This window comes from Streptomyces sp. MCA2 (genome assembly GCF_023544705.1).
GTDB classification, from domain to species: Bacteria; Actinomycetota; Actinomycetes; order Streptomycetales; family Streptomycetaceae; genus Streptomyces; species Streptomyces decoyicus.
In genome coordinates, this window is record NZ_JAMJFM010000019.1 from 1 (window position 1) to 23,475 (window position 23,475).

Sequence of the window (23,475 nt, forward strand, 5' to 3'; positions counted from 1 at the left end):
CCCATGGACCAAGCACTGCGACTGATCCCGTCGACAGTCGGTACCCACCACCCCGAAGGCCCCGACGCCACGATCGTCGACATCGGCGGCCCCGACGCAGACGGGCTCGCCCGGTACCTCCTCAGCCTGGCCACACCCCTGCGAGTCCTGTCACCGGAGGCTGTACGGCAAGCCCTGCTGCGCCGTACCCAGGAACTCATCGAGGACAACGCGAATGGTCAGCCCCGGTAGCGACGTGGCACGAGAACGAGCGCCGAGCCCAAATGACGCGAGCAACGAGCTACTGATCGAAGAGACCCTGCCTAAGGCCCCTAAGGCCCGCCCGCCCTCGCCCCGTTCAGGCACCGCCCCCGGACTCGTGACCGTCACCGCGTGCGTCGAAGCGGCTGCGAGCGCTCTCGATCTCGTCGAGGTACCGGCGCGTCCACGCGCACATGCCGTTGACCGTGGCGAGCAGCGCCTCGCCCGCTTCGGTCAGGCGGTACTCGACGCGCGGCGGCACGGTGGCGTACACCTTCCGGTGTACGACGCCGTCGCGTTCGAGGCCGCGCAGGGTCTGGGTGAGCATCTTGTGGCTGATGCCGTCCACCGCGGTCCGCAACTCGGTGAAGCGCAGCGTCCGGTCGTCCAGGACGTTGATGATCAGCAGCGCCCATTTGTTGGCCACGCCCGCGAAGATCTCGCGGGCCAGCGAGTCGGCGCGCGTCACATCCGCGTCGTCGGGATGGCGCTTGTCGTCGGGATGGCGCTTGATCTGCTCGGTCACCACGAGGTGCCCCTCTCACCGAAAAGTGAGTTCGTCCTGCAGGGAGCCTACTTCCCTCGCGAAAGCCACCCACATGCTCGTACGCCGGCCGCCGCTCCTTCTGTGACGTCGTGCGATGAGGGCCGGAGGTCCTCTCGGCGTACCGCCGTGCCTCCGGGCCTATCCTTGTGGTCCAGCAGCCGTCCCCCGTACTTGCACTACGGGGGACGGCTGTTCTGTCGGTTCGCTCAGCAACTCCCTTTCCGGTCGGACCGGTTCAGGCGAGCTGCGGTTCGTCTCCGGCCGCGGTGCGCGAACCGGGGCCGGGCCTCAGGTGGTGCAGATGGACAGGGTGCTGGACGAGGAGACGCCCCCGCTGGTCGCGGTGTAGCCGGCGAACAGCACCTGCCCGATGTTGAGGGTGGCCGTGCAGCTGGCGTTGCCGCTCGCGTTGGCGACGGCGGTGCACACCACGGGGCCGGCGGGCCCGTCCAGGTGGAAGGTGACCGTCGCACCCGGAGTCGCGCCACTCGCGCTGAACGTGGCGGTGGCGAAGGCCCAGGGCAGCGGGGGGACGTTGAGCCGGTAGCAGGCGGGGTGCGCCGTGAGCCCCGTCGCCGCGCCCACGGTCACGGTGCCCGTTCCGGAGACGCCGACACAGGTGCAGGTGGTGCTGGCGGCCAGCACGGTGGCCGTGACCGTGGTGCTGCCGACGGGCAGCGTACTGGTCGTGACGCTGGCCTGGCCGGATGCGTTGGTGAGGCCGATTCCCACGGGCCCGCTGGTGGTGCTGAACAGTACGGTCGCGCCCGGGACCGGGACCCCGCCGCAGGTGACGGTGGCGGTGAGGGTCACCGGCTGACCGGCGGTCGGCTTGGCGGGCGAGGACGTCACGGTGACGGCGCAGCTCTGTGCGGCGCCGACGGTCACGGTTGCCGTCGCGGCGACACCGACACAGGTGCAGGTGGTGGTGGCGGCGATCACCGTGGCCGTGACGACGTTGGCGCCCGCCGGCAGCGTGCTGGTGGTGACGACGGCCTGTCCCGCGGCGCTGGTCACGCCGATTCCCACGGGGCCGCTGGTGGTGGCGAAGAGTACGGTCGCGCCCGGGACGGGTACGCCGCCGCAGGTGACGGTGGCGGTGAGGGTCACCGGCTGGCCGGCGGTCGGGTTGGCGGGCGTGGACGAGAGCGTGACCACGCAGTTCTGCGGCGCGGTGACGGTCACGGTTGCCGTCGCGGCGACGCCGATGCAGGTGCAGGTGGTGGTGGCGGCGATCACGGTGGCGGTGACGACGTTGGCGCCGGCCGGCAGCGTGCTGGTGGTGACGGTGGCCTGTCCCGCGGCAGTGGTGACACCGACTCCCAGGGAGCCGCTGGTGGTGGCGAAGAGTACGGTCGCGCCCGGGACGGGTACGCCGCCGCAGGTGACGGTGGCGGTGAGGGTCACCGGCTGGCCGGCGGTCGGGTTGGCCGGCGTGGACGACAGCGTGACCACGCAGTTCTGCGGCGCGGTGACGGTCACGGTTGCCGTTGCGGCGACGCCGATGCAGGTGCAGGTGGTGGTGGCGGCGATCACGGTGGCGGTGACGACGTTGGCCCCGGTCGGCAGCAGGCTCGTGGTGACGGTGGCCTGTCCCGCGGCAGTGGTGACACCGACTCCCAGGGAGCCGCTGGTGGTGGCGAAGACCACCGTCGCGCCGGAGACGGGTACACCGTCGCAGGTGACGGTGGCGGTGAGGGTCACCGGCTGGCCGGCGGTCGGGTTGGCCGGCGTGGACGACAGGGTGACCACACAGTCCGTCGCGGCCGTGACGGTCAGGGACGCCGTGACGGCGCCACTGGTGGCACCGGCGGCAACCACCGCGCCCGACGTGGTCCCTGTAAAGGTGACGCTCGCATTGCCGAGGGCGTCAGCGACTACCGACTGCGGGGCGACCGCGTCGTAGGTGAAGGTGATCACTTCCCCCGGTACGGCACCGGTGACGGCGGCTGTGAAGGTCTGGCCCACCGTGACGGTGGACGGAGTGAGGGTGAGAGCGAGTGCCATATTGGACAGCCCCTTTCGAAGGCTCCATGAAAGGAGGTGGGGAGCTGCTGCACGCCGGAGGACAGGGAACCGTCCGAGCGCGCTCACCTGCCGGGGGTGCCCTGAAGAACACGACGAAACCGCATCACGCCGGCAGCCGTCCATGGTCCCCCGACAGGGGATGGGCACCCCACCGTCGGTAGCACCGATTGAAGCGACCGGCCCGACGCCACACCACAGCCGGAGACCGGGTTAGCTCAAATGGCGCAGCGTGCATCGACGCGCCGTACCGACCCTTCGGCCGCCTGCCGACACGACGAAGGCCCCCGCCGGGCGACGGGGGCCGATCGTTCGGAGCTGCTGCCGGGACTCAGGCGGGGAACTGCCCGTCCTTGACGGCCGAGACGAACGCGGACCAGCCGCCCGCAGGGAAGACGAGCGCCGGGCCGTCCGGGTTCTTGCTGTCACGGACGGGGACGAGGCCGTGGGGCTGGGCCCGGGTGAGGGCTCGGGAGAATTCGAGGCACTCCCCGCCGTTGGCGTCGCTGTAGGAGGACTTGGTCCAGGCGAAGTCGCGGGTGAACTCGATGCACAGCCCGCCGTTGCCTTCGCTGTAGGACGACTTGACCCACTCGGCAGCGGCGAGATCCAAGTCGGGGTTCATGCTTGATACTCCTTCAGCAGCGTCTTGATCAGAGACAGCGATTGAGCCGGGGACAACGCATGCGCCCTGAGCAGATCATAGTCATGCAGGGCGGGTTCGACCGTTTGTGCGGACTCGTGCATCCGGTTTCCTACCCGCGTCTCCGTGTACAACACGGTGGGAGAGTCTGGGAAGCGCAACATGGTGAAGGGCATCGTGGATGTTGCGGGAATACCCGCCGAGAACGGCATGACCTGGAGCTCGACGTGTGGTGACGTGGCTACCGTCAACAGATAGTCAAGCTGCCCGGCCATGACCTCCGCGCCACCGACGACGGTTCGCAGGCACGCCTCATGAAGGATGAGCCACAGGAACGGCGGGACGTCCCGCTCCAACACCTCACGCCGCCGTAGCCGGGCCGCAACCTTGTCCTCGATCCCCTCCACACTGGCCTGCGGGTTGGATACGCGGAAGACAGCCCGCGCGTAGTCCTCCGTCTGAACGATGCCGGTCACGAGGTTCGTCTCGTAGGTCAGAATCCGCGAAGCCTTCCGCTCCAGGTTGAGGTACGGGACGAACCACGACGGGTGATCGCCCTCGTCGATCCGCCGCAGCAATCCCTCGAATAACTCACCTGTCCCGAAGGCAGTGTCACAGCCCTTGGCGAACCTCGCGCTGGGCCTGGGCAACATCTTCCCGGCCTCGACCCTGCTGACGTACGCCTCGGAGTAGCCCGCGGCTCTGCCCAGGTTCCTCTGCGTGATCTTGCGTGCGAGACGTACCTGTTTGACGTCACGCCCGAAGCGCTGGAGCGGGTTCAAGTGCTGGGGTGGGGTTGTCTCGTCCAATGACCTGACCTCTCGTCGTGTGATCGCGGGCAGCATCACGGCAGGCAGGCGACTTGCGCGCTGTCTGTTAAGTCCCCCGATTCTATTGCCCGTCGCGTTATCCGAGTGACCAAATGACTACACCCGGTATTCGACTTGGAGTGACGGAGTGGACGACATGACCGACCCTGTCGCGCGGCTTCTGCCGTGGGTGGGCCCGGAGGGCAAACCGTGTTTTCTCGTGAGCGACGGGACCGGCTACGTGTCCCGCGTCGCCGACAGCATCGAGGCGGCGCAGCTCGGTTCGGCCGCCGACCTCACCGAGGAAGCGCTGCGCGTCCTCGCCGAGTGCACCTGGACGCCCGGGGAAATCCACCTGCTGGCCGTCGAGTTGACCGCATCGCTCATCGACGTACGCCGGATCGCGGAGAGCCGGGGCGCACGCCTGCCGGCACCGGACCACGATCCCGACGTGAGCGCCACGGGTCGGGAGCACCCGCAGACGATGCCGTAGGGGGCGCCGCCAGCGGGCGTCCGGGACGGCGGCTAGGCCAATGCCTCCAACTGCGCCAAGTCCCCCTCCGTAAGGGAGATATGGGCCGCCTCCAGGTTCTCGTCCAGATGGCCGGGGGAGCCCGTGCCAGGGGTGGGCAGCAGTACGGGGGAGTGGTGCAGGAGCCAGGCCAGCGCGATCTGGCCGGTGGTGGCGCCGTGCCGGGCGGCGACCGCGGTGAGCGTGTCGTCCGCGCCGTCGGCCAGTGCGCCATGGCCCAGTGGGAACCAGGGCAGGAACGCCGTGCCCTGCTTCTCGCACAGCTTCAGTACGTCCTCCGCCGCGCGGTCCAGCAGGTTGTAGCGGTTCTGTACGGACGCGATGGGGGTGATCTCCTGCGCCCGGGTCAGTTCGTCGGCGTCGATGGAGTCCAGTCCGATGTGCCGGATCTTTCCGGCCTGTTGCAGCTCTCGCAGCGTGCCCAGCTGGTCGGCCATCGGTACGTCCGGGTCCAGCCGGTGCAGCTGGTAGAGGTCGATGGTGTCGGTCCGCAGCCGGCGCAGGCTCGCCTCGCACATGGCGCGGAGCTGTTCCGGGCGCCCCGCGATATGCCAGATGTCCGGGCCGGTACGGACCACTCCGCCCTTCGTCGCGATGACCAGGTCCGCCGGATACGGGTGCAGGGCGCGCGCCACCAGCTCCTCCGCCACGTCCGGGCCGTAGTTGTCGGCGGTGTCGATCAGGGTGACCCCGCGCTCGACGGCCCGGCGCAGCAGCGCGACGGAGCGCTGCGGATCGTCGTGCCGCGGCCCCCAGTAGCCGGTGCCGACGAGCCCGCCGGTCCCGAATCCCAGCCGCCGGACGGACAGCTCGCCACCGATCGGGAAGACGGTGTCCACAGTCCGGTCCCCCATAGCCATGTCCCCCACAGTCACGTCTCCCACCATCACGTCCCCCACGGTCTCGGCCCCACAGTCACAGCCCCCACAGTCACAGGCCCCTCGGCTTCCGCATCCGTTCCGCTTCGGCATCCATCCGCTTCAGCATCCAGGAAATGCGGGGCCGGAGCGGGGCGCGGTTCATAAGATCAACCGGTGCCTCCTGACATATCACTGTTCACCCTGACCATGCTGTGCCTGGCCGCCCTCGCGGCGGGCTGGATCGACGCCGTGGTGGGCGGTGGCGGATTGCTGCTGCTCCCCGCCCTGCTCGTCGGCCTGCCGCACACCCCGGCCGCGTACGTCCTCGGGACCAACAAGTCCACCGCCATCGTGGGCACCACCGCGGCCGCGATCACCTACGTCCGCAAGGCCCCGATCGATGTGCGCACCGCGCTGCGCATCGGGCTTGCCGCGATGGCCGGGTCGGTGGCCGGGGCGTTCTTCGCGGCCGGTATCAACAGCGAGGTGCTGCGCCCGCTGATCATGGCCGTCCTGCTGGGGGTGCTCGCCTTTGTGCTCTTCCGCCCGGCCTTCGGGACCGCGCCCGCGCCTTCGGGGCCGGTGTCCCGCACACGGGTCGTGGCGGCCATTCTCGTCGCGGGCCTGGGGATCGGCTTCTACGACGGGCTGATCGGGCCCGGGACCGGTGCGTTCCTCATCGTCGCGCTGACCGCGATCCTGCACATGGACCTGGTCAGCTCCTCGGCCACCGCCAAGGTCGTCAATGTCTGCACCAACATCGGCGCGCTGACGATGTTCGCGATCCAGGGCACCGTGCTGTGGCAACTCGGCGCCCTGCTCGCGCTGTTCAACCTCGTCGGCGGCATGGTGGGGGCCAGGATGGCGCTCAAGCGCGGCGCCGGCTTCGTCCGTGGCGTCCTGGTGGTCGTGGTCGTCGCCCTGCTGTGCAAGCTGGCGTACGACCAGTGGCTGGCGGTCTGAGCCACGGCCCGTCCGGTGAGCCACGGCCCGGCCGGTGCTGCCGGGGCCGCTCCGCTCAGAACCGGCAGTGGTACATCCGCGCCATGTCCCGCACCGCGGGCACCTTCAGCGACGCGCGGGCGGCCAGCCGGTAGGCCGCCGGCAGTTTCTCGATCCCCGGGATCTCCAGGGCGCTGAGGTGCTCGACGATCTCCAGCTCCGGGCTCAGCCGCGCGATGCCCGCGGGGTCCGTGCCCCAGTGCAGCCGTGCGCCGGCCTTCACGACGACGCGGTTGAGCCGCTGGGCGCGGATCGCGAAGCGGCTGAAGGCGTCGAAGGCCAGCTCACCGCCCGGTACGTGGGCCATCAGCCGCCGCAGCAGCGCCGTACCGTCCTCCTCGGTCAGATACATCAGCAGCCCCTCGGCCACGACCATCGTCGGCCGGTCCGAGGGGATCTGCGCCGTCCATGCCGGGTCGGTCACGGAGGACGGGATGGCGGTGTAGCCCGCGCGCTCCGGGTAGAGCTCCCGCCGCAGCGCGATGACCTCCGGGTAGTCGATGTCGTACCACCGCACCCCCGGGCCGGGGCCGAGACGCTGGACGCGGGTGTCGAGGCCGCAGCCCAGATGCACCACCGTCGCCTCCTCGTGCCGGGCGAGGAAGCGCGCCGTCCAGACGTCCAACTGACGGGCGCGCAGCGCGACTCCGGCCGCGTCGCCGGGGCTCAGCCGCATTCTGGTGAAGTCGTAGTCGAGCCGCCGCACGGTGTCGGCGGCCGTGGTGTCGCCGAGGATCGGATTCTTCGCGCGGCTGTCGATCGCGCGGCCGTAGAGCGTGGCGAGGAGGGTTTCCTTCTCCTCGGTCAGCTGCACCTTCGCACTCGGACTGGTCATACTCAGGAGAGTACATAACATTCAGAAAAATGTGAATACTAGAAAGATGGCTCCACCCCGGGGCCGCTAATCCCGCATCGCTCCCGCGCTCGCCGTGGGGCGCGCCCCCGCCGCAATCTCCGTGACGGCCGTCAGCAGCACCGCCGAGTCCTCGACGGCCAGCAGACCGTGCCGCTCGCGAGGATCGGCGACTTGACCGGTCGTCAGCTCCAGGCCGCCACCGGCTCCGGTCAGCCGGACCCGGCCGTGCAGCACCTGTAGGCTCGCCGCCGGCGGTGCGTTGTGTTCGTCCAGCTCGGCGCCCGCGACCAGCGCGATCACGGTCTGCCGCAGCGGGCCGTCGCGCAGGAAGAGCCGGGCACTGCGCCCGTGAGCGGAGGCCCTGGCCTCGTCGAGCTGTTGGCGGGCGAGCGCGTCGAGATCGTCCATGATGCTGGCCTTTCGCGTGCGGACCGGCGGCTGGGCTCCCTCTCCATCGTTGCCGGTGCACGGGGGGACGCAACCGGGGGCTCCGGCGCGGCCCCCGGCGCACGCGGTCCGAGCGGGGCGGCGTCCGGGTAAATACCGTCGCGGGGCGGGCCCGTCACTTACGGGATGATCATCTCGGTCCGTACGATGCGGTGCGGTCCGGTGTCCTCGGTCAGGTGTCCTCGACCGATGCGGCCCACCGTCCCGCCCGTCCCCCCACCGCGAAGGATGCGCCACCGTGGCCGACCCGACTGCCCCGAACCCGCCGCCCGATCCCACCGGGCGGCCGGCCCGATTCCTGACCGTCATGACGACCATCGACAGCGAAGCCAAGGCCGGGCAACTGGCGCGCGGTGCGATCGAGGGCAGGCTCGCCGCCTGTGCGCAGATCAGTGCGCCGGTGACCTCGGTGTACCGCTGGGGCAACGCGGTCGAGTCCGGTCAGGAGTGGCAGGTGCTGTTCAAGACGGCCGAAGCGCGCTATGCGGCGCTGGAGGCCTATCTCCTGGAGACGCACGACTACGACACCCCCGAGATCATCGCCACCCCGGTCACCCACGGTGGTGCCGGCTATCTGTCCTGGGTCGCGAAGGAGACGAGCTGACGTGCAGCGAGAGAACACCGGCCGCGACGCCATGACGCGCGCCGAGCAGGCCAGGCCCGGCAGCCGGCGGTGGCGGAGGGCCACGACGGCCGTCCTCGGCGTGGCGATGTGCCTGGCCGCCGCACCCCTCGTCCACGCGGTCGAGGACGCCCCGCGCGAGGCGCCGAGCGCCAACAAGCCCAGCCCCGATCCGGCTGCCACCTGGACCAGCCGGGACGCGGCCGCCTACTGGACGGCCGACCGGATGGCGGCTGCCGCGCCGGCCGAGGGCGATGCCCCGGCCGAACCCACCGCCCCGGAGGCCGGGCGCGACACCGCCGCCCCGTCCGCCGCGCCCGCCACGCGGTCCGCGACCCGCTCCGCCGCCCGATCCGACGCCACCGCACGGCACTTCGGCGGTATCCCGTCCGTCGGCGTGCTGTTCTCCGTCGACGGGGACACCAAGGCGCACCACTGCACCGCCAGCGTGGTGCACAGCCCGCACGGCAATCTGATCCTCACCGCCGGGCACTGCAATCCGGGAACCAGGGCGGCATTTGTCCCGCAGTATCGTTCCGGCGCGACCACCCAGCCGTACGGGGTCTGGGCGATCGACGACACCTTCGCCTACCCCGGCCGTGGCACCACGGGCGCCGCGGCGGACCTGGACTTCGCCTTCGCCACCGTCGCCCCCGACGAGGACGGCCGTCCCCTGGAGGAGATCACCGGCGGCAACACCCTTACCGCGACGCCCGGTTACACCAACGACGTCACCGTCGTCGGCTACCCGAACGTCCGCCACGACCCCGAGGACCGGGCCGTACGCTGCGCCGCCCGCACCAGCCGGCTGACCGGCACCCATGAACTCCGCATGGAGTGCGGCGGGTTCTACGGCGGCACCTCCGGCAGCCCCTGGCTGACCGACTTCGACGAGGAGAAGGGGACCGGCCGGGTCATCGGGCTGATCGGCGGCCTCAACGGCGGCGGCCCCAAGGGCCCGGACAGCGACCGCATCTCCTACAGCCCGTACTTCGGAGCGAAGGTCCTCGACCTCTACACGCGCGCGTCACAGGCGTGATCGGCGGGGGGACGGAGGCGCACCCTGGCGGCGCGTCTCCGTCCCCTGGCGGAGCGCCTCCGGCTCCCTAACGGAGCGCCTCCGTCACCCCCTTCTCGTGCGGGCCGAGGAAGTGCGGATCGGGCCGCAGCAGTGCGTCCGCCGCCGCCTTCCCGGCGGCGAGGATCTCCCGGACACCGCCGTACGCCCAGGTCACATCGTGCTTCGCGGCGACCCCGACGCCGTATGCGTCGACGCCGGCCGCCGTGCACAGCGCCAGGGCGCGCCGGATGTGGAAGCCCTGGCTGACCAGCACCGCCCGGTCCACACCGAAGATCCGGTGCGCCCGGCTACAGGAGTCCCAGGTGTCGAAGCCCGCATAGTCGCTGACGATCTTGTGCGCAGGGACGCCGTGCCGCAGCAGGTAGGCGCGCATCGCGTCCGGCTCGTCGTAGTCGTGCCGGCTGTTGTCGCCGGTGACCAGGACCGCGCGGACCGTGCCCCGGTCGTACAGCGCGGCGGCCGCGTCCAGCCGGTGGGCGAGGTACGGCGACGGGGCGCCGTTCCACAGGCCCGCGCCGAAGACGATGGCGACGGGCGCGGCGGGCACGTCCGCGACACCGCGCACCCGCGGGCCCGCGGTCGCGTTCAGCCAGGTCGCGGGCGCCAGCGCCAGCACCGTCAGCGCCACGACGACCTGATAGGCGCGGCGGCGGCCACGCCGGGTCCGCGGCAGCCGTAGCCGGCGTGCCCCGCTCCGTATGCGCCGCCCCAGCCCCGGCCCCAGCGCCCGCATCCCGTGCCCCCGTCCCCGATCACACCTACCGTGATCGATCTCGCAGGCAGCGACGCCCACCGCGCCGTGATGGTTGCACCGGCGGCCTGGCATCGTGGCAGAGGGAACACCCTGTCCCGGAGAGGAAGCACCGCCATGACCAGCGAGCCCGAGCGGCTGCCGTTCTTCGTCTACGGAACGCTGCGCCCCGGCGAGGCCAACCACGCCTGGGCCCTGCGCGGCCGGACCGCGGCCGAGGAACCGGCCCGCATCGGCGGCGCGCTGCTGTTCGACGGCCCCGGCTACCCCTACGCCACCACCGGACCCGCCGAGGCGGTGGTGCACGGCGCCCTCGTCCGGCCCCGCGACACCGACTACGACGAGGTGTGCGCCACCCTGGACCGGCTGGAGGACTACGCCCCCGGCGACCCGGAGAACCTCTACGAGCGGGTGCCCACCGAGGCCGTGTGCGCGGACGGCAGGACCGTACGGGCCTGGGTCTACCTGGCGGCCGCACCCCTCGCCGCGCGGCTGCGCGCCACCGGCACCCCCATCGAGGGCGGCGACTGGCCGGCGTCGAGGGCGGCGGCCGGCTGAACGGCCATGGGGGGACGGCGGGGGTGGAACGGCCTCGGGGGACCGGTCGAGAGGCGGCGGCCGCCGTGCGAACGAGACCGGTGCCCGGCCCGCCCGAGCGCCGCCGCGGCAGCGGACCGCACCCCGGTTAACCTGGACGACTCCTCTCCAAGGGCGCTCCCGCAATCCCCGGCGGGCGCCTTGGCCGAGGCCCCTTCCCGTACCGCAGAACAGGTGTGACCCGCGTGGCTTCCTCCCCGTCCTCCCCCTCCGCCGCAACCGCCCCCGCGCCGCTGCCCAAGGCGGAGCTGCATCTGCACATCGAGGGCACTCTGGAGCCCGAGTTGGCCTTCGCGCTCGCCGAGCGCAACGGCGTCACGCTGCCCTACTCCACCGAGGACGAGCTGCGCCGCGCCTACTCCTTCGCCGATCTCCAGTCCTTCCTGAACCTCTACTACGCGCTGATGGCGGTGCTGCGCACCGAGGACGACTTCGCCGACCTCGCCCACGCCTACCTCGCCCGTGCCCAGGAGCAGGGCGTACGGCACGCCGAGATCTTCTTCGACCCGCAGGCGCACACCGCGCGCGGCGTCCCGATCGGCACGGTCATCAACGGCCTGGCCCGCGCCCTGGACAGCGCCCAGGAGACCTACGGCATCAGCACCCGCCTGATCATGTGCTTCCTGCGTGACGAGAGCGCCGGGTCCGCCCTCGCGACCTTCGAGGCGGCCCGCCCCCACTTCGACCGGATCACCGCCGTCGGCCTGGACTCGGCCGAGGTCGGCCACCCGCCGTCGAAGTTCAAGGAGGTCTTCGCGCTGGCGCGGGAGGCCGGGCTCAAGTGCGTGGCGCACGCGGGGGAGGAGGGGCCCCCGGCGTATGTGTGGGAGGCCCTCGACGTCCTCGGTGTGGACCGGATCGACCACGGAGTGCGGTCCCTGGAGGACGAGCGGCTGGTGGCCCGCCTGGTGGCCGACCAGGTGCCGCTCACCGTCTGCCCGCTGTCCAACGTCCGGCTGCGGGTCATCGACGACCTCGCCGACCACCCGCTGCCCGCGATGCTGGACGCCGGGCTGCTGGTGACCGTCAACTCCGACGACCCCGCCTACTTCGGCGGCTACGCGGACGACAACTTCACCGCCGTACGCGACGCCCTCGGCCTCGACGGGGAGACCCTGCGCACCCTCGCCCGCAACTCCTTCCGCGCCTCCTTCCTCGACGAGGCGACCCGCGCGGAGTACCTGAAGGAAGTGGACGCGCACCGGGCGTAGCCGGGAGCCGGCGGCAGGGGCGTGGGTTTCTCCCCTGCCGTCCGCCCTTCCTTTCCGCCGTCCTTCCTCTGCCGCCCGTCCTTCCCCGCGCCGGCCGCCGGTGCGAGGCGGAGGGAACACGAAGTTCGCCGCGGGGAAACGGCACGGCAACGCCCGGCTGCCACGCTCACGCCATGACGGCGCCGCTACCGCACCCGACCTCCGCGTCCTCCGCCCCCCTCGGCAAGGAAGACCTCGCCGCCGAGATCAGCGCACAGCTCAGCACCCAGCTCCGCCGGGTCCGGCTGCGCGGCTTCCGCCACCCGGCACCCCCGGCCCCCACCCTCGTCGCCGTGGCACACGGCAGCCGCGACCCCCGCGCCCTGCCCACCGTCCGGGCGCTGCTCGACCGGGTCCGGGCGCTGCGCCCCGGCCTGCCCGTACGGCTCGGGCACATCGAGCTGAACCGGCCGCTGCTCGCCGACACCCTCGCGGAGCTGCACGGTGCGGCCGTCCTCGTGCCGCTGCTCTTCGGCCGCGGCCATCACGTCACCCACGACCTGCCCGCCGCACTGGCGGCCGCACCCCACCTGACCGGCCGCACAGCCGAGCCCCTCGGGCCGCACCCCCTCCTCGCGGAGGCCCTGCACGGCCGCCTCCTGGAGGCCGGATTCCCCGGGGACCGCTCCCCGCGCACCGCCGTGGTCCTGGCCGCCGCCGGCTCCCGGGCCGCGCGCTCGGCCCAGGACACCGAGCGCACCGCACACCTGCTCTCGGCCCGGCTCGGCGGCACCCCCGTGGTGCCCGCGTACGCGTCAGCCGCCGCCCCCACCGTCGCCGAAGCCGTCCGCGCGCTGACCGCCCGCGGCCACGACCGGATCGCCGTCGCCGGCTGCTTCACCGCCCCCGGACGCTTCGCCGCCCAGTGCGCGGCCGCCGCCCCCGGCCCCGCCGCCGCGCCCCTGGGCGACCACCCCGCACTGGCCCGTCTCGTACTGCACCGCTACGACCAGGCGCTCCTGGCGTGCGACCAGGCGCCCCTGGCGCGTACCGGATCCGACCCCGAGAGCGCCAGGGCGGCTACCGTCGCTGTATGACGGGCACACCACCGACCATCCCCGGCTACACCACGGCCGACACCGAACGCTGGGTCCCCGAGCCCGACAAACGGCCCGGACGCACCGCCTTCCAGCGCGACCGCGCCCGGGTGCTGCACTCCGCCGCGCTGCGCCGGCTGGCCGGCAAGACCCAGGTCGTCACCCCGGGCGCGCTCACCCCCGCCTGGGACGCCAGCCCGCGCACCCGGCTGACCCACTCCCTGGAGTGCGCCCAGGTCGGCCGGGAACTCGGCGCCGCCCTCGGCTGTGACCCGGACCTGGTCGAGACCGCCTGTCTGGCGCACGATCTCGGCCACCCGCCCTTCGGGCACAACGGCGAGCAGACTCTCAATGAAGTCGCCGCGCCCTGCGGCGGCTTCGAGGGCAACGCCCAGTCGCTGCGGCTGCTGGCCCGTCTGGAGCCCAAGCGATTCGTGCCCGCACCGGACGGCTCGACGGTCAGCGTCGGCCTGAACCTCAGCCGCGCCGCCCTCGACGCGGCCACCAAGTACCCCTGGCCGCGCGGCGCCCACCCCACCGACCCCGGGTCCCCGAAATTCGGGGTCTACGAGGACGACCTGCCGGTCTTCGACTGGTTCCGGCAGGACACGCCCGACGGGGCGCAGAGCTTCGAGGCGCAGGTCATGGACTGGTCCGACGATGTGGCGTACTCGGTGCACGACGTCGAGGACGGGCTGCACGCCGGGCACCTCGACCCCAACCTCCTGCTCGCCGACGCCGAGCGCGCCGAGATCTTCGCGGTCGCCGGTGCGCGCTATGCGCCGGGCGCCGGGGAGGGGGAACTCACCGCGGCGCTGGACCGCCTGCTGGAACAGGAGTGGTGGCCGCACGGCTACGACGGCTCCGCGCTCGCCCAGGCCCGCCTGAAGGACGCCACCAGCCAGCTGATCGGCCGCTTCTGTCTCGCCGCCGAGGCCGCGACCCGGGCCCGGTGGGGGAGCGGGCGGCTCACGCGCTACGGGGCGGAGCTGGTGGTTCCGGCCGAAACGCGGCTGGAATGCGCCGTTTTGAAAGCCGTCGCCGACCGGTACGTCATGCAGCGCCCCGACCAGGAAGCGCTCCGTGCCGACCAGCGTGTGGTCATCGCCGAACTGGCCGAGGCGCTGCTCGCCCGCGCCCCCGACGGCCTTGATCCGCAGTTCCGTTCGCTGTTCGACGCGGCCCCCGACGACACCGCACGGATGCGTGCCGTCATCGACCAGATCGCGGCCCTGACCGACATCTCGGCGCGCTCTCTGCACGCCCGTCTCACCCGAAAGCCTGGTCACACCAAGGCCAACAGAAGGTGACCCTAGGGGGGGAAGCCCCTCTTCCCCCCTCACGCTCCGTGCGGGACGCTCGAACCCGGCCGTTCTCGAACGGAGCACCCTGACATCAGTGAACAGAGAACCCTGACCACCGCGCACGGGACACCCGTTCAGCAGCGCACGGGAACCCCGACGGCACCGAAGGCATCCATCGGGGGAAGGCAGACCGGGGGCACACCGGGGGGCGTTTACGGACGCGGACGCGGACGTACGGCACCGCAACGAGGAGGAAGCAAGTGGTCGACGCACACCAGACGTTCGTCATCGTCGGGGGTGGCCTGGCCGGCGCAAAGGCCGCGGAGACTCTCCGCGCGGAAGGGTTCACCGGCCGGGTGATCCTCATCTGTGACGAGCGCGACCACCCGTACGAGCGCCCCCCGCTCTCCAAGGGGTTCCTGCTCGGCAAGGAAGAGCGCGACAGCGTTTTCGTCCATGAACCCGCCTGGTACGCCCAGGCACAGATCGAACTGCACCTGGGCCAGCCCGCCGTCCGCCTCGACCCCGAGGCGAAGACCGTCCGTCTCGGCGACGGCACCCTGATCGCCTACGACAAGCTGCTGCTGGCCACCGGCGCCGAGCCGCGCCGCCTGGACATCCCCGGCACCGGCCTGGCCGGCGTGCACCACCTGCGCCGCCTCGCCCACGCCGAACGGCTGCGCGGCGTCCTGGCCTCCCTCGGCCGGGACAACGGGCATCTGGTGATCGCCGGCGCCGGCTGGATCGGCCTGGAGGTCGCCGCCGCGGCGCGCTCCTACGGCGCCGAGGTCACCGTCGTCGAGGCCGCCCCGACACCGCTGCACGGCATCCTGGGGCCCGAACTCGGCGGCCTGTTCACCGATCTGCACCGCGAACACGGCGTGCGCTTCCACTTCGGCGCCCGCTTCACCGAGATCGTCGGACAGGACGGCATGGTGCTCGCCGTGCGCACCGACGACGGCGAGGAGCACCCCGCCCACGACGTGCTCGCCGCGATCGGCGCCGCCCCGCGCACCGCACTCGCCGAACAGGCCGGACTCGACCTCGCCGACCCGGAGGCCGGCGGCGGTGTGGCCGTCGACGCGGCGCTGCGCACCTCCGACCCGTACATCTACGCCGCCGGCGACGTGGCCGCCGCCGACCACCCCCTCCTGGACACCCGGCTGCGCGTCGAACACTGGGCCAACGCCCTCAACGGCGGCCCGGCCGCCGCGCGCGCCATGCTCGGCCAGGACATCAGCTACGACCGCGTCCCGTACTTCTTCTCCGACCAGTACGACGTCGGCATGGAGTACTCCGGCTACGCCCCGCCCGGCTCCTACGCACAGGTCGTCTGCCGCGGCGACGTCGCCAAGCGGGAGTTCATCGCGTTCTGGCTCGGCGAGGACGGACGGCTGCTCGCGGGGATGAACGTCAATGTCTGGGACGTCGCCGAAACCATCCAGCAACTCATCCGCGGCGGGGTGCGGTTGGAGCCCGGAGAGCTGGCCGATCCGGAGGTTCCGCTGACCTCACTGCTCCCGTAGCGTGCGCGTATGACGCAGATCCCCACCGGGCCCACCGGCCCCGGCAACACCGACGTCCCGGTCGTCACGCTCGACGACGTCCGGGACGCCGCCCGGCGGCTGACGGGCGTGGCACACCGCACGCCCGTGCTGCGCTCCCGCACCCTCGACGCACTGGCCGACGCCGAAGTCCACCTCAAGTGCGAGAACTTCCAGCGGGTGGGCGCCTTCAAGTTCCGCGGCGCCTACAACGCGGTCTCCCGGCTCTCCCCGGAACAGCTCGCCCGCGGGGTCGCCGCGTACTCCTCCGGCAACCACGCCCAGGCCGTCGCCCTGGCCGCCCGGGAGCTGGGCAGCCACGCCGTCATCGTGATGCCCGAGGACGCCCCGAAGTCCAAGACGGACGCCACCGCCGGATACGGCGCCGAGATCGTCCGCTACGACCGCTACACCGGCGACCGCGCCGCCCTCGGCCGGCAGCTCGCCGAGGAGCGCGGCCTCACCCTGATCCCGCCCTACGAGCATCCGCACATCATCGCCGGACAGGGCACCGCGGCCCTGGAGCTGATCGAGGAGACCGGCCCGCTCGACGCGCTGCTGACCCCCATCGGCGGCGGCGGGCTGATGGCCGGCTCGGCCACCGCCGCCACCGCGCTGGTCCCCGGCATCCGCATGATCGGCGTGGAGCCGGCGGCCGGCGACGACACCCTGCGCTCACTGGCCGCCGGCCACCCCGTCACCATCCCCGTCCCGCGCACCATCGCCGACGGCCAGGCGATCGAAACCCCCGGCGAGCTGACCTTCTCCGTCAACCGCCGCCTCCTCGACTCCGTCGTCCTGGTCAGCGACGACGAGATCCGCGCGGCCATGAAGTGGGCCTTCGAACGCCTCAAGATCGTCACCGAGCCCAGCGGCGCCAGCGCCCTCGCCGCCCTGCTCACCGGCCGCGTCGACCTTCCCCCCGTGCCCGGACGGCCTGGGCGCGACCCCCAACCGCCCCGCATCGGCGTGATCATCTCGGGGGGCAACGTGGGGCTGGAGCGCTTCCTGGAACTACTGGGGTGAGAGGAAGCGGCGCCGGGGGCTTCGTCCGCCCTCGCCGCTCTGTCCCTCCGGCACCCGGGGCTCCTCCGCCCCGCCGCGTGGCCCCTCCGGCGCTCGGGTGCCTGCACGCCGCCCGAACAGGAATCCCCCCGCCCGCCCGAGCGGCCCGGGCCCGTCGGCGGCTGCCGGTGGCCGGCGGTGTCCGACCCCGGCCGTAGAATTCACGCGTGGCAGGCAGGATCAACGATGACGATGTGAAGGCGGTGCGGGACGCGGTCCCGATCGACGCCGTCGTGTCCGAGTATCTCCAGCTCCGCAACGCCGGCGGTGGCAACCTCAAGGGCCTGTGCCCCTTCCACGACGAGAAGTCCCCGTCCTTCCACGTCAGCCCGGCCAAGGGCCTGTACCACTGCTTCGGCTGCCAGGAGGGCGGCGACACCGTCGACTTCATCATGAAGCTCGACCACCTCTCCTTCGCCGAGACCATCGAGCGGCTCGCCTCCCAGGCCGGTATCACCCTGCGCTACGAGGAGGGCGGCTACACCCCCGGCCGCCAGCAGGGCGAGCGCACCCGCCTGGTGGAGGCCCACAAGGCCGCGGCGCAGTTCTACGTCGAGCAGCTGGACGGCCCCGAGGCCGAGATCGCCCGCAAGTTCCTCGCCGAGCGCGGCTTCGACCAGGCCGCCGCCCAGCACTTCGGCGTCGGCTACAGCCCGGCCGGCTGGGACCATCTCACCCGCTTTCTGCGCGGCCGCGGCTTCAGCGACCAGGAGCTGGTCCTCTCCGGTCTCTCCCAGGAGGGCCGCCGCGGCCCCATCGACCGCTTCCGCGGCCGCCTGATGTGGCCGATCCGCGATATCGCCGGCGAGGTCGTCGGCTTCGGTGCCCGCAAGCTCCGCGACGACGACAACGGCCCCAAGTACCTCAACACCCCCGAGACCCCCCTCTACCGCAAGTCCCAGGTCCTCTACGGCATCGACCTCGCCAAGAAGGAGATCGCCAAGACCAACCGCGCGGTCGTCGTCGAGGGCTACACGGACGTCATGGCCTGCCATCTCGCCGGGGTCACCACCGCCATCGCCACCTGCGGTACGTCCTTCGGCGAGGGCCACATCAAGATCCTCCGCCGGCTGCTGATGGACAACGCCGGCTCCGAGGTCGTCTTCACCTTCGACGGCGACGCCGCAGGCCAGAAGGCGGCGCTGCGCGCCTTCGAGGACGACCAGAAGTTCGCCGCCGAGACCTCCATCGCCATCACCCCCGGCGGTATGGACCCCTGCGATCTGCGGCTCGCCAAGGGCGATGCGGCCGTCGCCGATCTCGTCGAGGCCCGCACCCCGCTCTTCGAGTTCGCGCTGCGCCATGTCGTCTCCCGGCACAACCTCGACACCACCGTCGGCCGCGCCGCCGCCCTCGACGAGGCCGCCCCCATCGTCGCGAACATCAAGAACAGCTCCATCCAGCACGAATCCGCCGTCCAGCTCGCCGGCATGCTCGGCATCCTGGACACCCAGTTCGTCGTCCGCCGGGTCAGCCAGCTCGCCCGCTGGGCCCGCGAACGCGGCCGCGAGGGCGGCCCCGACCAGGGCCGTCAGCAGCACCGCGGCCGGCCCCAGGCCGCCGAGCAGGCCCGCCCCGCGCCCGGCCCGCGCGGCCCGGCGCTCAACCTCCGCAGCCCCGCCCACCGCGTCGAGCGCGAGCTCCTCAAGCTCGCGTTGCAGCGCCCCGACCTGGTCTCCCCGGCCTTCGACGCCTACGGGGCCGACGAGTTCACCGCCCCGCCCTACGCCGTGGTCCGCCAGTGCATCGAGGACGCGGGCGGCACCGCGGCCGGCGCCCACGACAGTGCGTACGTCCCCCGGGTGCGGGAGGCGGCCGCCGACGACACCGTCCGGGCCATGGTCACCGAACTCGCCGTCGAACCCCTGCACACCCGCCGCGACCCCGACGAGGCCTATGCCGGCGTCCAGTTGGTCGCCGTCCGCCTCGCCGCGGTCAACCACCGCGTCACCGAAATCCGCGGCACCCTCCAGCGCCTCGGCCCCCGCGCCGACCCCGAACACCTCGCCGCCGTACAGAACGAACTCTGGGTCCTCCAGCAGTACGGCCAGTCCCTGCGCGAACGCGGTTACGCCGCCCTGTAGGGCGCCCTAACACCCCCGGGCACTCCCCGCGGTAGCCGTCCGGTCACGGACCGGACTCAAAAAGTGCTCGCACGCCCCTCGTGGCGGGAGTGTGTCGTACTCCACACTGAGGAGCGGTGCCTGAGTCCTCGGAGCGGGGCGGGCCCGGTCGCACCGTGCCGGAAGCCCCCGCGGACCCGCTCTCGACGTACGGGACGGACAGCGGCTCGGCCGCCTCCGTGCCCGACCTTTCTGCCGCCTCAGCAGCGATCACCCTGGAGGTCGCCCCCGTGCAGACCCAGACCCTCGCCGACGCGCCGGCCGCCGCAGAACCGGCCGCGGAACCGCTCCCGGACCCGGACACGGACCCGGCCCCCGAGCCGCTCACCGTGCCGCAGCAGGCCGAGCCACCCGCAGTGGAGATGGTCATCGAGGAGATCGTCCCGGAGCGGGTGCCGCGCCCCGAGACGGGCAGCCCGTCCTCCGATCTCTTCCGCCAGTACCTCCGCGAGATCGGCCGGATCCCGCTGCTCACTGCCGCCGAGGAAGTCGAGCTCGCCCGCCGCGTCGAGGCCGGTCTCTTCGCCGAGGAGAAGCTCACCAACACCCCCGACCTCTCCTCCCAACTCGCCTTCGACCTCGACAAGTTGGTGGTGCTGGGCCGGATGGCCAAGCGCCGTCTGATCGAGGCCAACCTGCGCCTGGTGGTCTCCGTCGCCAAGCGCTATGTCGGCCGCGGGCTGACCATGCTCGACCTCGTCCAGGAGGGGAACCTCGGACTGATCCGCGCGGTCGAGAAGTTCGACTACGCCCGCGGCTACAAGTTCTCCACCTACGCCACCTGGTGGATCCGCCAGGCGATGTCCCGCGCGCTGGCCGACCAGGCCCGGACCATCCGCGTCCCGGTCCATGTCGTCGAGCTGATCAACCGCGTGGTGCGGGTCCAGCGCCGGATGCTCCAGGAACGCGGCTGCGAACCGACCCCCGAGGAGGTCGCCGCCCACCTCGACCTGACCGGGGAACGCGTCAGCGAGGTGCTGCGGCTGGCCCAGGAGCCGGTCTCGCTGCACGCCCCCGTCGGCGAGGAGGAGGACGTCGCCCTCGGCGACCTCATCGAGGACGGCGACGCCGCCTCACCCGTCGAATCCGCCGCGTTCCTGCTGCTCCGCGAGCACCTCGACGCGGTCCTGTCGACCCTCGGCGAACGCGAACGCAAGGTCGTCCAGCTGCGCTACGGCCTCGCCGACGGACGCCCCCGCACCCTGGAGGAGATCGGCCGGATCTTCGGCGTCACCCGCGAGCGGATACGGCAGATCGAGTCCAAGACCCTCAACAAACTCCGCGACCACGCCTTCGCCGACCAGCTCCGCGGCTACCTCGACTGAGGCCGCCGGGGCCCGGCGGCCCGACAGGTCACCCCTCCCAGTGGAACGCCCCGGGATGGATCTCGTCGCGCACCGTCGTGTACTGCTGGCGCACGGCCTGGCCGACCGGCAGCTCCTCGCCCGGCTCGAACACCTGGCTCGCGGCGGCCGGCCACTGCGGCGGATCGACCCAGGCGGCCTGGCCACCCGGCCGGGGCTCCGCGCCGGGGGCCGGGGCGAGCGTGCCGTGCGCCACCCCCCACGCCCAGGCGGCCTGCCGCGCCGCGCCCAGCGCCGCGTACTCGGCCGGCTGCGGCACCACGACCGGCACCCCGAGCAGCCCCGGTGCCACCGCCTGCACGGCGCCCAGCTCCGCCGCCGCGCCCAGCAGGAACACCCGGCGCACCGCCACGCCCCGCCCGCGCAGCACGTCCAGTGCGTCCGCCAGCCCGCAGAGCATGCCCTCCACGGCCGCCCGCGCCATGTGCTCCGGCTTCATGCTCTCCCGCCGCATCCCGTGCAACGACCCGGCGGTGTGCGGCAGATGCGGGGTCCGCTCGCCCTCCAGATACGGCAGCAGCACCATGCCGTACGCACCGGGCGAGGACTGGAGCGCCAGCTCGGACAGGCCTTCCAGGTCCGTCCCCAGCATCTCCGCCGCACCGCGCAGCACCCGCACCGCGTTGCTGGTGTGCACCACCGGCAGATGCCGGCCGGTCGAGTCCGCGAACGAGGTGATCGTGCCGGTCGGGTCCGCCAGCGCCTCGTGGTGGATGCTGAACACCGACCCCGAGGCGCCCAGCGACACCACGGCGTCACCCACCCCGACGCCGAGCCCGAAGGCGGCCGCCATCGTCTCGCCCGTACCGGCGGAGATCAGCAGCCCCTCCGGGGTGAACCCGGCCGTCCCCGAGGGGCTCAGCACCTCCGGCAGCCGCACCTGATGGCCCAGCGCCAGCTCCACCAGATCCGGCCGGTACGACTCGGTCGCCGCCGACCAGAAGCCCGTCGCCGAGGCCCCGCCGCGGTCCGTCGTACGCCGCGCGGGCCGCCCCAGCAGCTGCCACGCCAGCCAGTCGTGCGGCTGCATGATCTCCGCGATACGGGCCGCATGCGCCGGCTCGGTACGCGCCAGCCAGCGCATCTTCGTCACCGCGTGCGTCGCCTGCGGCACCGCGCCGACGGCCTGCGCCCACGCGGTACGCCCGCCCAGCGAGTCGATCAGATCCGCGGCCGCGGACTGCGCCCGCCGGTCATTGCCCACCAGCGCCGGCCGTACGAGGTTGCCCTCGACGTCCAGCGGGACCAGGCCGTGTGGCTGCGCGGAGACGCCGATCGCCTGCACCCCTTCGAGCAGCCCGCCTCCCGCCGCCTCGCCGAGTGACATCAGCCACGCCTGCGGGTCGACGTCGGGCCCCTTCTCGACGGGGTGCGGCGCGTACCCGTGCCTGATGACGGCGCCCGTGTCCGCATCGCAGACGACGATCCGTGTGCTCTCGGACGAACTGTCCAATCCGGCGACTATCCCCATGGACCCAGATGATGCCCCATACGACGCATAGGGGCAGCGCCAGGGTTTGCCCCGGGGCTGCGGCTCAGGTGTTGCTGGTGCCCCAGTCGTCCTCATCGGGGGAACGCTGCTCGCGCAGTGAGCGCACCCGGCTGCTGACGGAGTCGGGCAGCCGGTCGCCGACCTTCGCCGACACCGTCCCGAACGCCTTCGACGCCGCCTCGCGCCCGGTCAGCGCGGCGGACTCCGCGGTGTTCCGCACCGCCGGGTTCTGGCTGATCCGCTGGGCGGCCTTGCGGAGCTGCTCGTACCGTTCCCGGCCGGCCCGTGCGCCGAGCACATACCCCGTGGCCAGTCCCGCGATGAACGTGAGCCGGTAGCGCATTGCTCCACCTTTCCTCTCGTCGGACCCGTCCGGTACCGGTACGGACCGGAGTGCCGGGCTGTGCCGCGCGCCTACCCTCCGGGGCCGGAGATCACCCGAGGTGACCTGAGGCGATACCGATTGGCGGAGCACCCCCCTGCTTGCGCTAATGTATGTGTCGCAGCGAGCGCGCGCCGTCCGGAAGACCGGACTGCGGTGCATTCGAGGCACACAGATCAATCCCCTGTAGCTCAATTGGCAGAGCAGCCGGCTGTTAACCGGCAGGTTACTGGTTCGAGTCCAGTCGGGGGAGCGCGGTCCCCTGTAGCTCAATTGGCAGAGCATTCGGCTGTTAACCGGAGGGTTACTGGTTCGAGTCCAGTCGGGGGAGCAGAGGGAAGAGGACCCCGGAAGGGGTCCTTTTTCTTGTGCCGTGGAACCGAACGCCCGGTGATCGAAGTCCTCTTGGGCGTGCGTGGTCGCACGACGGCGGCCCTCACGGGCAACAGATCGTATGAGCGGCTATGCTGCGGCAGACGGCGCGCACAAATGTGCGCGACGCGCCGTGGGGGGCGGTAGCTCAGCCGGTTAGAGCAGCGGACTCATAATCCGTCGGCCGTGGGTTCGAGTCCCACCCGCCCCACCGCAGTGCCCAGGGTGAAGGTTCTTTCTACCTCGGGAAGCGTGAGAACGGGGGCCACCGCGTCAGCGCGGCGGCCCCCGTTCATCCGTTCAGGCCAAGGGCCAGTGGACACGGGGTCAGATCTCCCTCCGGGGAGCGGTCGTTGAAGTTCCCGGCCCGCACCAGTTCAAGGGCGCTGACCGCGCAATGCTCGCGAATCCACTTCACGAGGCGTTGGCGGCGTCATCCCGATCCGTTCGGCCGCGGGACCGGACCCCCGCATGCGAGGGGGCCACGCGATCAGCGACGCCTCGGAGGTCTTGAGCCAAGTGTCCGGGCC

At 72.1% G+C, this 23,475-nt stretch carries 23 protein-coding genes and 3 tRNA genes; 16 read left to right on the forward strand and 10 right to left on the reverse strand.

The annotated features are described in order from the left end of the window. On the forward strand, nucleotides 1-231 hold a 231-nt coding region (locus tag M8I34_RS17670), incomplete at its 5' end, for a WYL domain-containing protein (RefSeq protein ID WP_250050395.1). 106 nt (nucleotides 232-337) lie between these two features. Here M8I34_RS17670 and M8I34_RS17675 read toward each other — a convergent pair. From M8I34_RS17675 to M8I34_RS17690, 4 genes are all read right to left on the reverse strand, one after another. Beyond that, entirely contained in the window at nucleotides 338-769 is a 432-nt protein-coding gene (locus M8I34_RS17675; protein WP_250050396.1) for a helix-turn-helix domain-containing protein, read from the reverse strand. Nucleotides 770-1,075: 306 nt separating this feature from the next. Then, complete coding sequence (locus tag M8I34_RS17680; RefSeq protein ID WP_250050397.1) at nucleotides 1,076-2,794, reverse strand: Ig-like domain-containing protein; 1,719 nt, start codon at nucleotides 2,792-2,794, stop codon at nucleotides 1,076-1,078. Between the two features lie 349 nt (nucleotides 2,795-3,143). After that, nucleotides 3,144-3,437, reverse strand: a complete 294-nt coding sequence (locus M8I34_RS17685) for a DUF397 domain-containing protein (protein ID WP_250050398.1) — start codon at nucleotides 3,435-3,437, stop codon at nucleotides 3,144-3,146. Further along, nucleotides 3,434-4,264: a helix-turn-helix transcriptional regulator gene (locus M8I34_RS17690; protein ID WP_250050399.1), complete on the reverse strand. Its 831-nt coding sequence runs from the start codon at nucleotides 4,262-4,264 to the stop codon at nucleotides 3,434-3,436. The genes M8I34_RS17685 and M8I34_RS17690 overlap by 4 nt, the downstream gene beginning before the upstream one ends. A 157-nt stretch (nucleotides 4,265-4,421) precedes the next feature. Between M8I34_RS17690 and M8I34_RS17695 the strand changes: the two genes are divergently transcribed. Continuing rightward, nucleotides 4,422-4,757, forward strand: coding sequence for a hypothetical protein (locus M8I34_RS17695; protein WP_250050400.1), 336 nt, complete (start codon nucleotides 4,422-4,424; stop codon nucleotides 4,755-4,757). Between the two features lie 32 nt (nucleotides 4,758-4,789). On the opposite strand, the gene M8I34_RS17700 is transcribed toward M8I34_RS17695, so the two are convergent. Continuing rightward, entirely contained in the window at nucleotides 4,790-5,650 is an 861-nt protein-coding gene (locus M8I34_RS17700) for an aldo/keto reductase (protein WP_250050401.1), read from the reverse strand. A 180-nt stretch (nucleotides 5,651-5,830) separates the two neighbouring features. Between M8I34_RS17700 and M8I34_RS17705 the strand changes: the two genes are divergently transcribed. Then, entirely contained in the window at nucleotides 5,831-6,619 is a 789-nt protein-coding gene (locus M8I34_RS17705; RefSeq protein WP_250050402.1) for a TSUP family transporter, read from the forward strand. Between the two features lie 55 nt (nucleotides 6,620-6,674). On the opposite strand, the gene M8I34_RS17710 is transcribed toward M8I34_RS17705, so the two are convergent. After that, nucleotides 6,675-7,493 (reverse strand): class I SAM-dependent methyltransferase, encoded by an 819-nt coding sequence (locus M8I34_RS17710; protein ID WP_250050403.1) that lies wholly within the window; start codon nucleotides 7,491-7,493, stop codon nucleotides 6,675-6,677. Between the two features lie 66 nt (nucleotides 7,494-7,559). Beyond that, nucleotides 7,560-7,922: a cupin gene (locus M8I34_RS17715; RefSeq protein ID WP_244414912.1), complete on the reverse strand. Its 363-nt coding sequence runs from the start codon at nucleotides 7,920-7,922 to the stop codon at nucleotides 7,560-7,562. A gap of 277 nt (nucleotides 7,923-8,199) precedes the next feature. Here M8I34_RS17715 and cutA point away from each other — a divergent pair, with 277 nt between their 5' ends. Together cutA and M8I34_RS17725 are read left to right on the forward strand one after the other, a co-directional pair. Further along, a complete protein-coding gene (gene cutA / locus M8I34_RS17720) occupies nucleotides 8,200-8,565 on the forward strand; it encodes a divalent-cation tolerance protein CutA (RefSeq protein ID WP_250050404.1) in 366 nt (121 codons plus the stop codon). A 1-nt stretch (nucleotide 8,566) separates the two neighbouring features. Continuing rightward, nucleotides 8,567-9,622 carry a hypothetical protein gene (locus M8I34_RS17725; protein ID WP_250050405.1) on the forward strand — a complete coding sequence of 352 codons (1,056 nt, stop codon included), beginning with the start codon at nucleotides 8,567-8,569 and terminating at the stop codon, nucleotides 9,620-9,622. A 67-nt stretch (nucleotides 9,623-9,689) separates the two neighbouring features. On the opposite strand, the gene M8I34_RS17730 is transcribed toward M8I34_RS17725, so the two are convergent. Continuing rightward, on the reverse strand, nucleotides 9,690-10,397 hold the full coding sequence (locus M8I34_RS17730; RefSeq protein ID WP_250050406.1) for a vancomycin high temperature exclusion protein: 708 nt from the start codon (nucleotides 10,395-10,397) through the stop codon (nucleotides 9,690-9,692). A gap of 135 nt (nucleotides 10,398-10,532) precedes the next feature. On the opposite strand from M8I34_RS17730, the gene M8I34_RS17735 reads away from it, so the two are divergent. The 8 genes from M8I34_RS17735 to M8I34_RS17770 all read left to right on the forward strand — a co-directional run bounded on the left by M8I34_RS17735 (nucleotide 10,533) and on the right by M8I34_RS17770 (nucleotide 20,660). Continuing rightward, nucleotides 10,533-10,973 (forward strand): gamma-glutamylcyclotransferase family protein, encoded by a 441-nt coding sequence (locus tag M8I34_RS17735; protein WP_250050407.1) that lies wholly within the window; start codon nucleotides 10,533-10,535, stop codon nucleotides 10,971-10,973. Between the two features lie 224 nt (nucleotides 10,974-11,197). Then, nucleotides 11,198-12,223, forward strand: coding sequence for an adenosine deaminase (locus M8I34_RS17740; protein ID WP_250050408.1), 1,026 nt, complete (start codon nucleotides 11,198-11,200; stop codon nucleotides 12,221-12,223). A gap of 173 nt (nucleotides 12,224-12,396) precedes the next feature. Beyond that, nucleotides 12,397-13,299, forward strand: coding sequence for a sirohydrochlorin chelatase (locus M8I34_RS17745; protein ID WP_250050409.1), 903 nt, complete (start codon nucleotides 12,397-12,399; stop codon nucleotides 13,297-13,299). Beyond that, nucleotides 13,296-14,609 (forward strand): deoxyguanosinetriphosphate triphosphohydrolase, encoded by a 1,314-nt coding sequence (locus M8I34_RS17750; RefSeq protein ID WP_250050410.1) that lies wholly within the window; start codon nucleotides 13,296-13,298, stop codon nucleotides 14,607-14,609. The genes M8I34_RS17745 and M8I34_RS17750 overlap by 4 nt, the downstream gene beginning before the upstream one ends. A 254-nt stretch (nucleotides 14,610-14,863) precedes the next feature. Then, entirely contained in the window at nucleotides 14,864-16,129 is a 1,266-nt protein-coding gene (locus M8I34_RS17755; protein WP_030984635.1) for an NAD(P)/FAD-dependent oxidoreductase, read from the forward strand. 9 nt (nucleotides 16,130-16,138) lie between these two features. Continuing rightward, on the forward strand, nucleotides 16,139-17,173 hold the full coding sequence (locus tag M8I34_RS17760; RefSeq protein WP_250050411.1) for a pyridoxal-phosphate dependent enzyme: 1,035 nt from the start codon (nucleotides 16,139-16,141) through the stop codon (nucleotides 17,171-17,173). A gap of 206 nt (nucleotides 17,174-17,379) precedes the next feature. Beyond that, nucleotides 17,380-19,296 carry a DNA primase gene (gene dnaG, locus M8I34_RS17765; protein WP_250050412.1) on the forward strand — a complete coding sequence of 639 codons (1,917 nt, stop codon included), beginning with the start codon at nucleotides 17,380-17,382 and terminating at the stop codon, nucleotides 19,294-19,296. A gap of 116 nt (nucleotides 19,297-19,412) precedes the next feature. Next, nucleotides 19,413-20,660 carry an RNA polymerase sigma factor gene (locus tag M8I34_RS17770; protein WP_250050413.1) on the forward strand — a complete coding sequence of 416 codons (1,248 nt, stop codon included), beginning with the start codon at nucleotides 19,413-19,415 and terminating at the stop codon, nucleotides 20,658-20,660. A 28-nt stretch (nucleotides 20,661-20,688) separates the two neighbouring features. Here the strand turns inward: M8I34_RS17770 and M8I34_RS17775 are convergent, their stop codons facing one another. Continuing rightward, the gene (locus M8I34_RS17775) at nucleotides 20,689-22,170 is read right to left on the reverse strand and encodes an FGGY family carbohydrate kinase (protein ID WP_250050414.1); all 1,482 of its coding nucleotides are present in this window, start codon (nucleotides 22,168-22,170) and stop codon (nucleotides 20,689-20,691) included. Nucleotides 22,171-22,234: 64 nt separating this feature from the next. Continuing rightward, entirely contained in the window at nucleotides 22,235-22,534 is a 300-nt protein-coding gene (locus M8I34_RS17780; RefSeq protein ID WP_250050415.1) for a YtxH domain-containing protein, read from the reverse strand. Nucleotides 22,535-22,753: 219 nt separating this feature from the next. On the opposite strand from M8I34_RS17780, the gene M8I34_RS17785 reads away from it, so the two are divergent. From M8I34_RS17785 to M8I34_RS17795, 3 genes are all read left to right on the forward strand, one after another. Beyond that, nucleotides 22,754-22,826, forward strand: a tRNA-Asn gene (locus M8I34_RS17785). Between the two features lie 5 nt (nucleotides 22,827-22,831). Then, nucleotides 22,832-22,904, forward strand: a tRNA-Asn gene (locus tag M8I34_RS17790). A gap of 178 nt (nucleotides 22,905-23,082) precedes the next feature. Next, nucleotides 23,083-23,156: transfer RNA gene (locus M8I34_RS17795), tRNA-Ile, on the forward strand. Nucleotides 23,157-23,475: the final 319 nt, after the last annotated feature.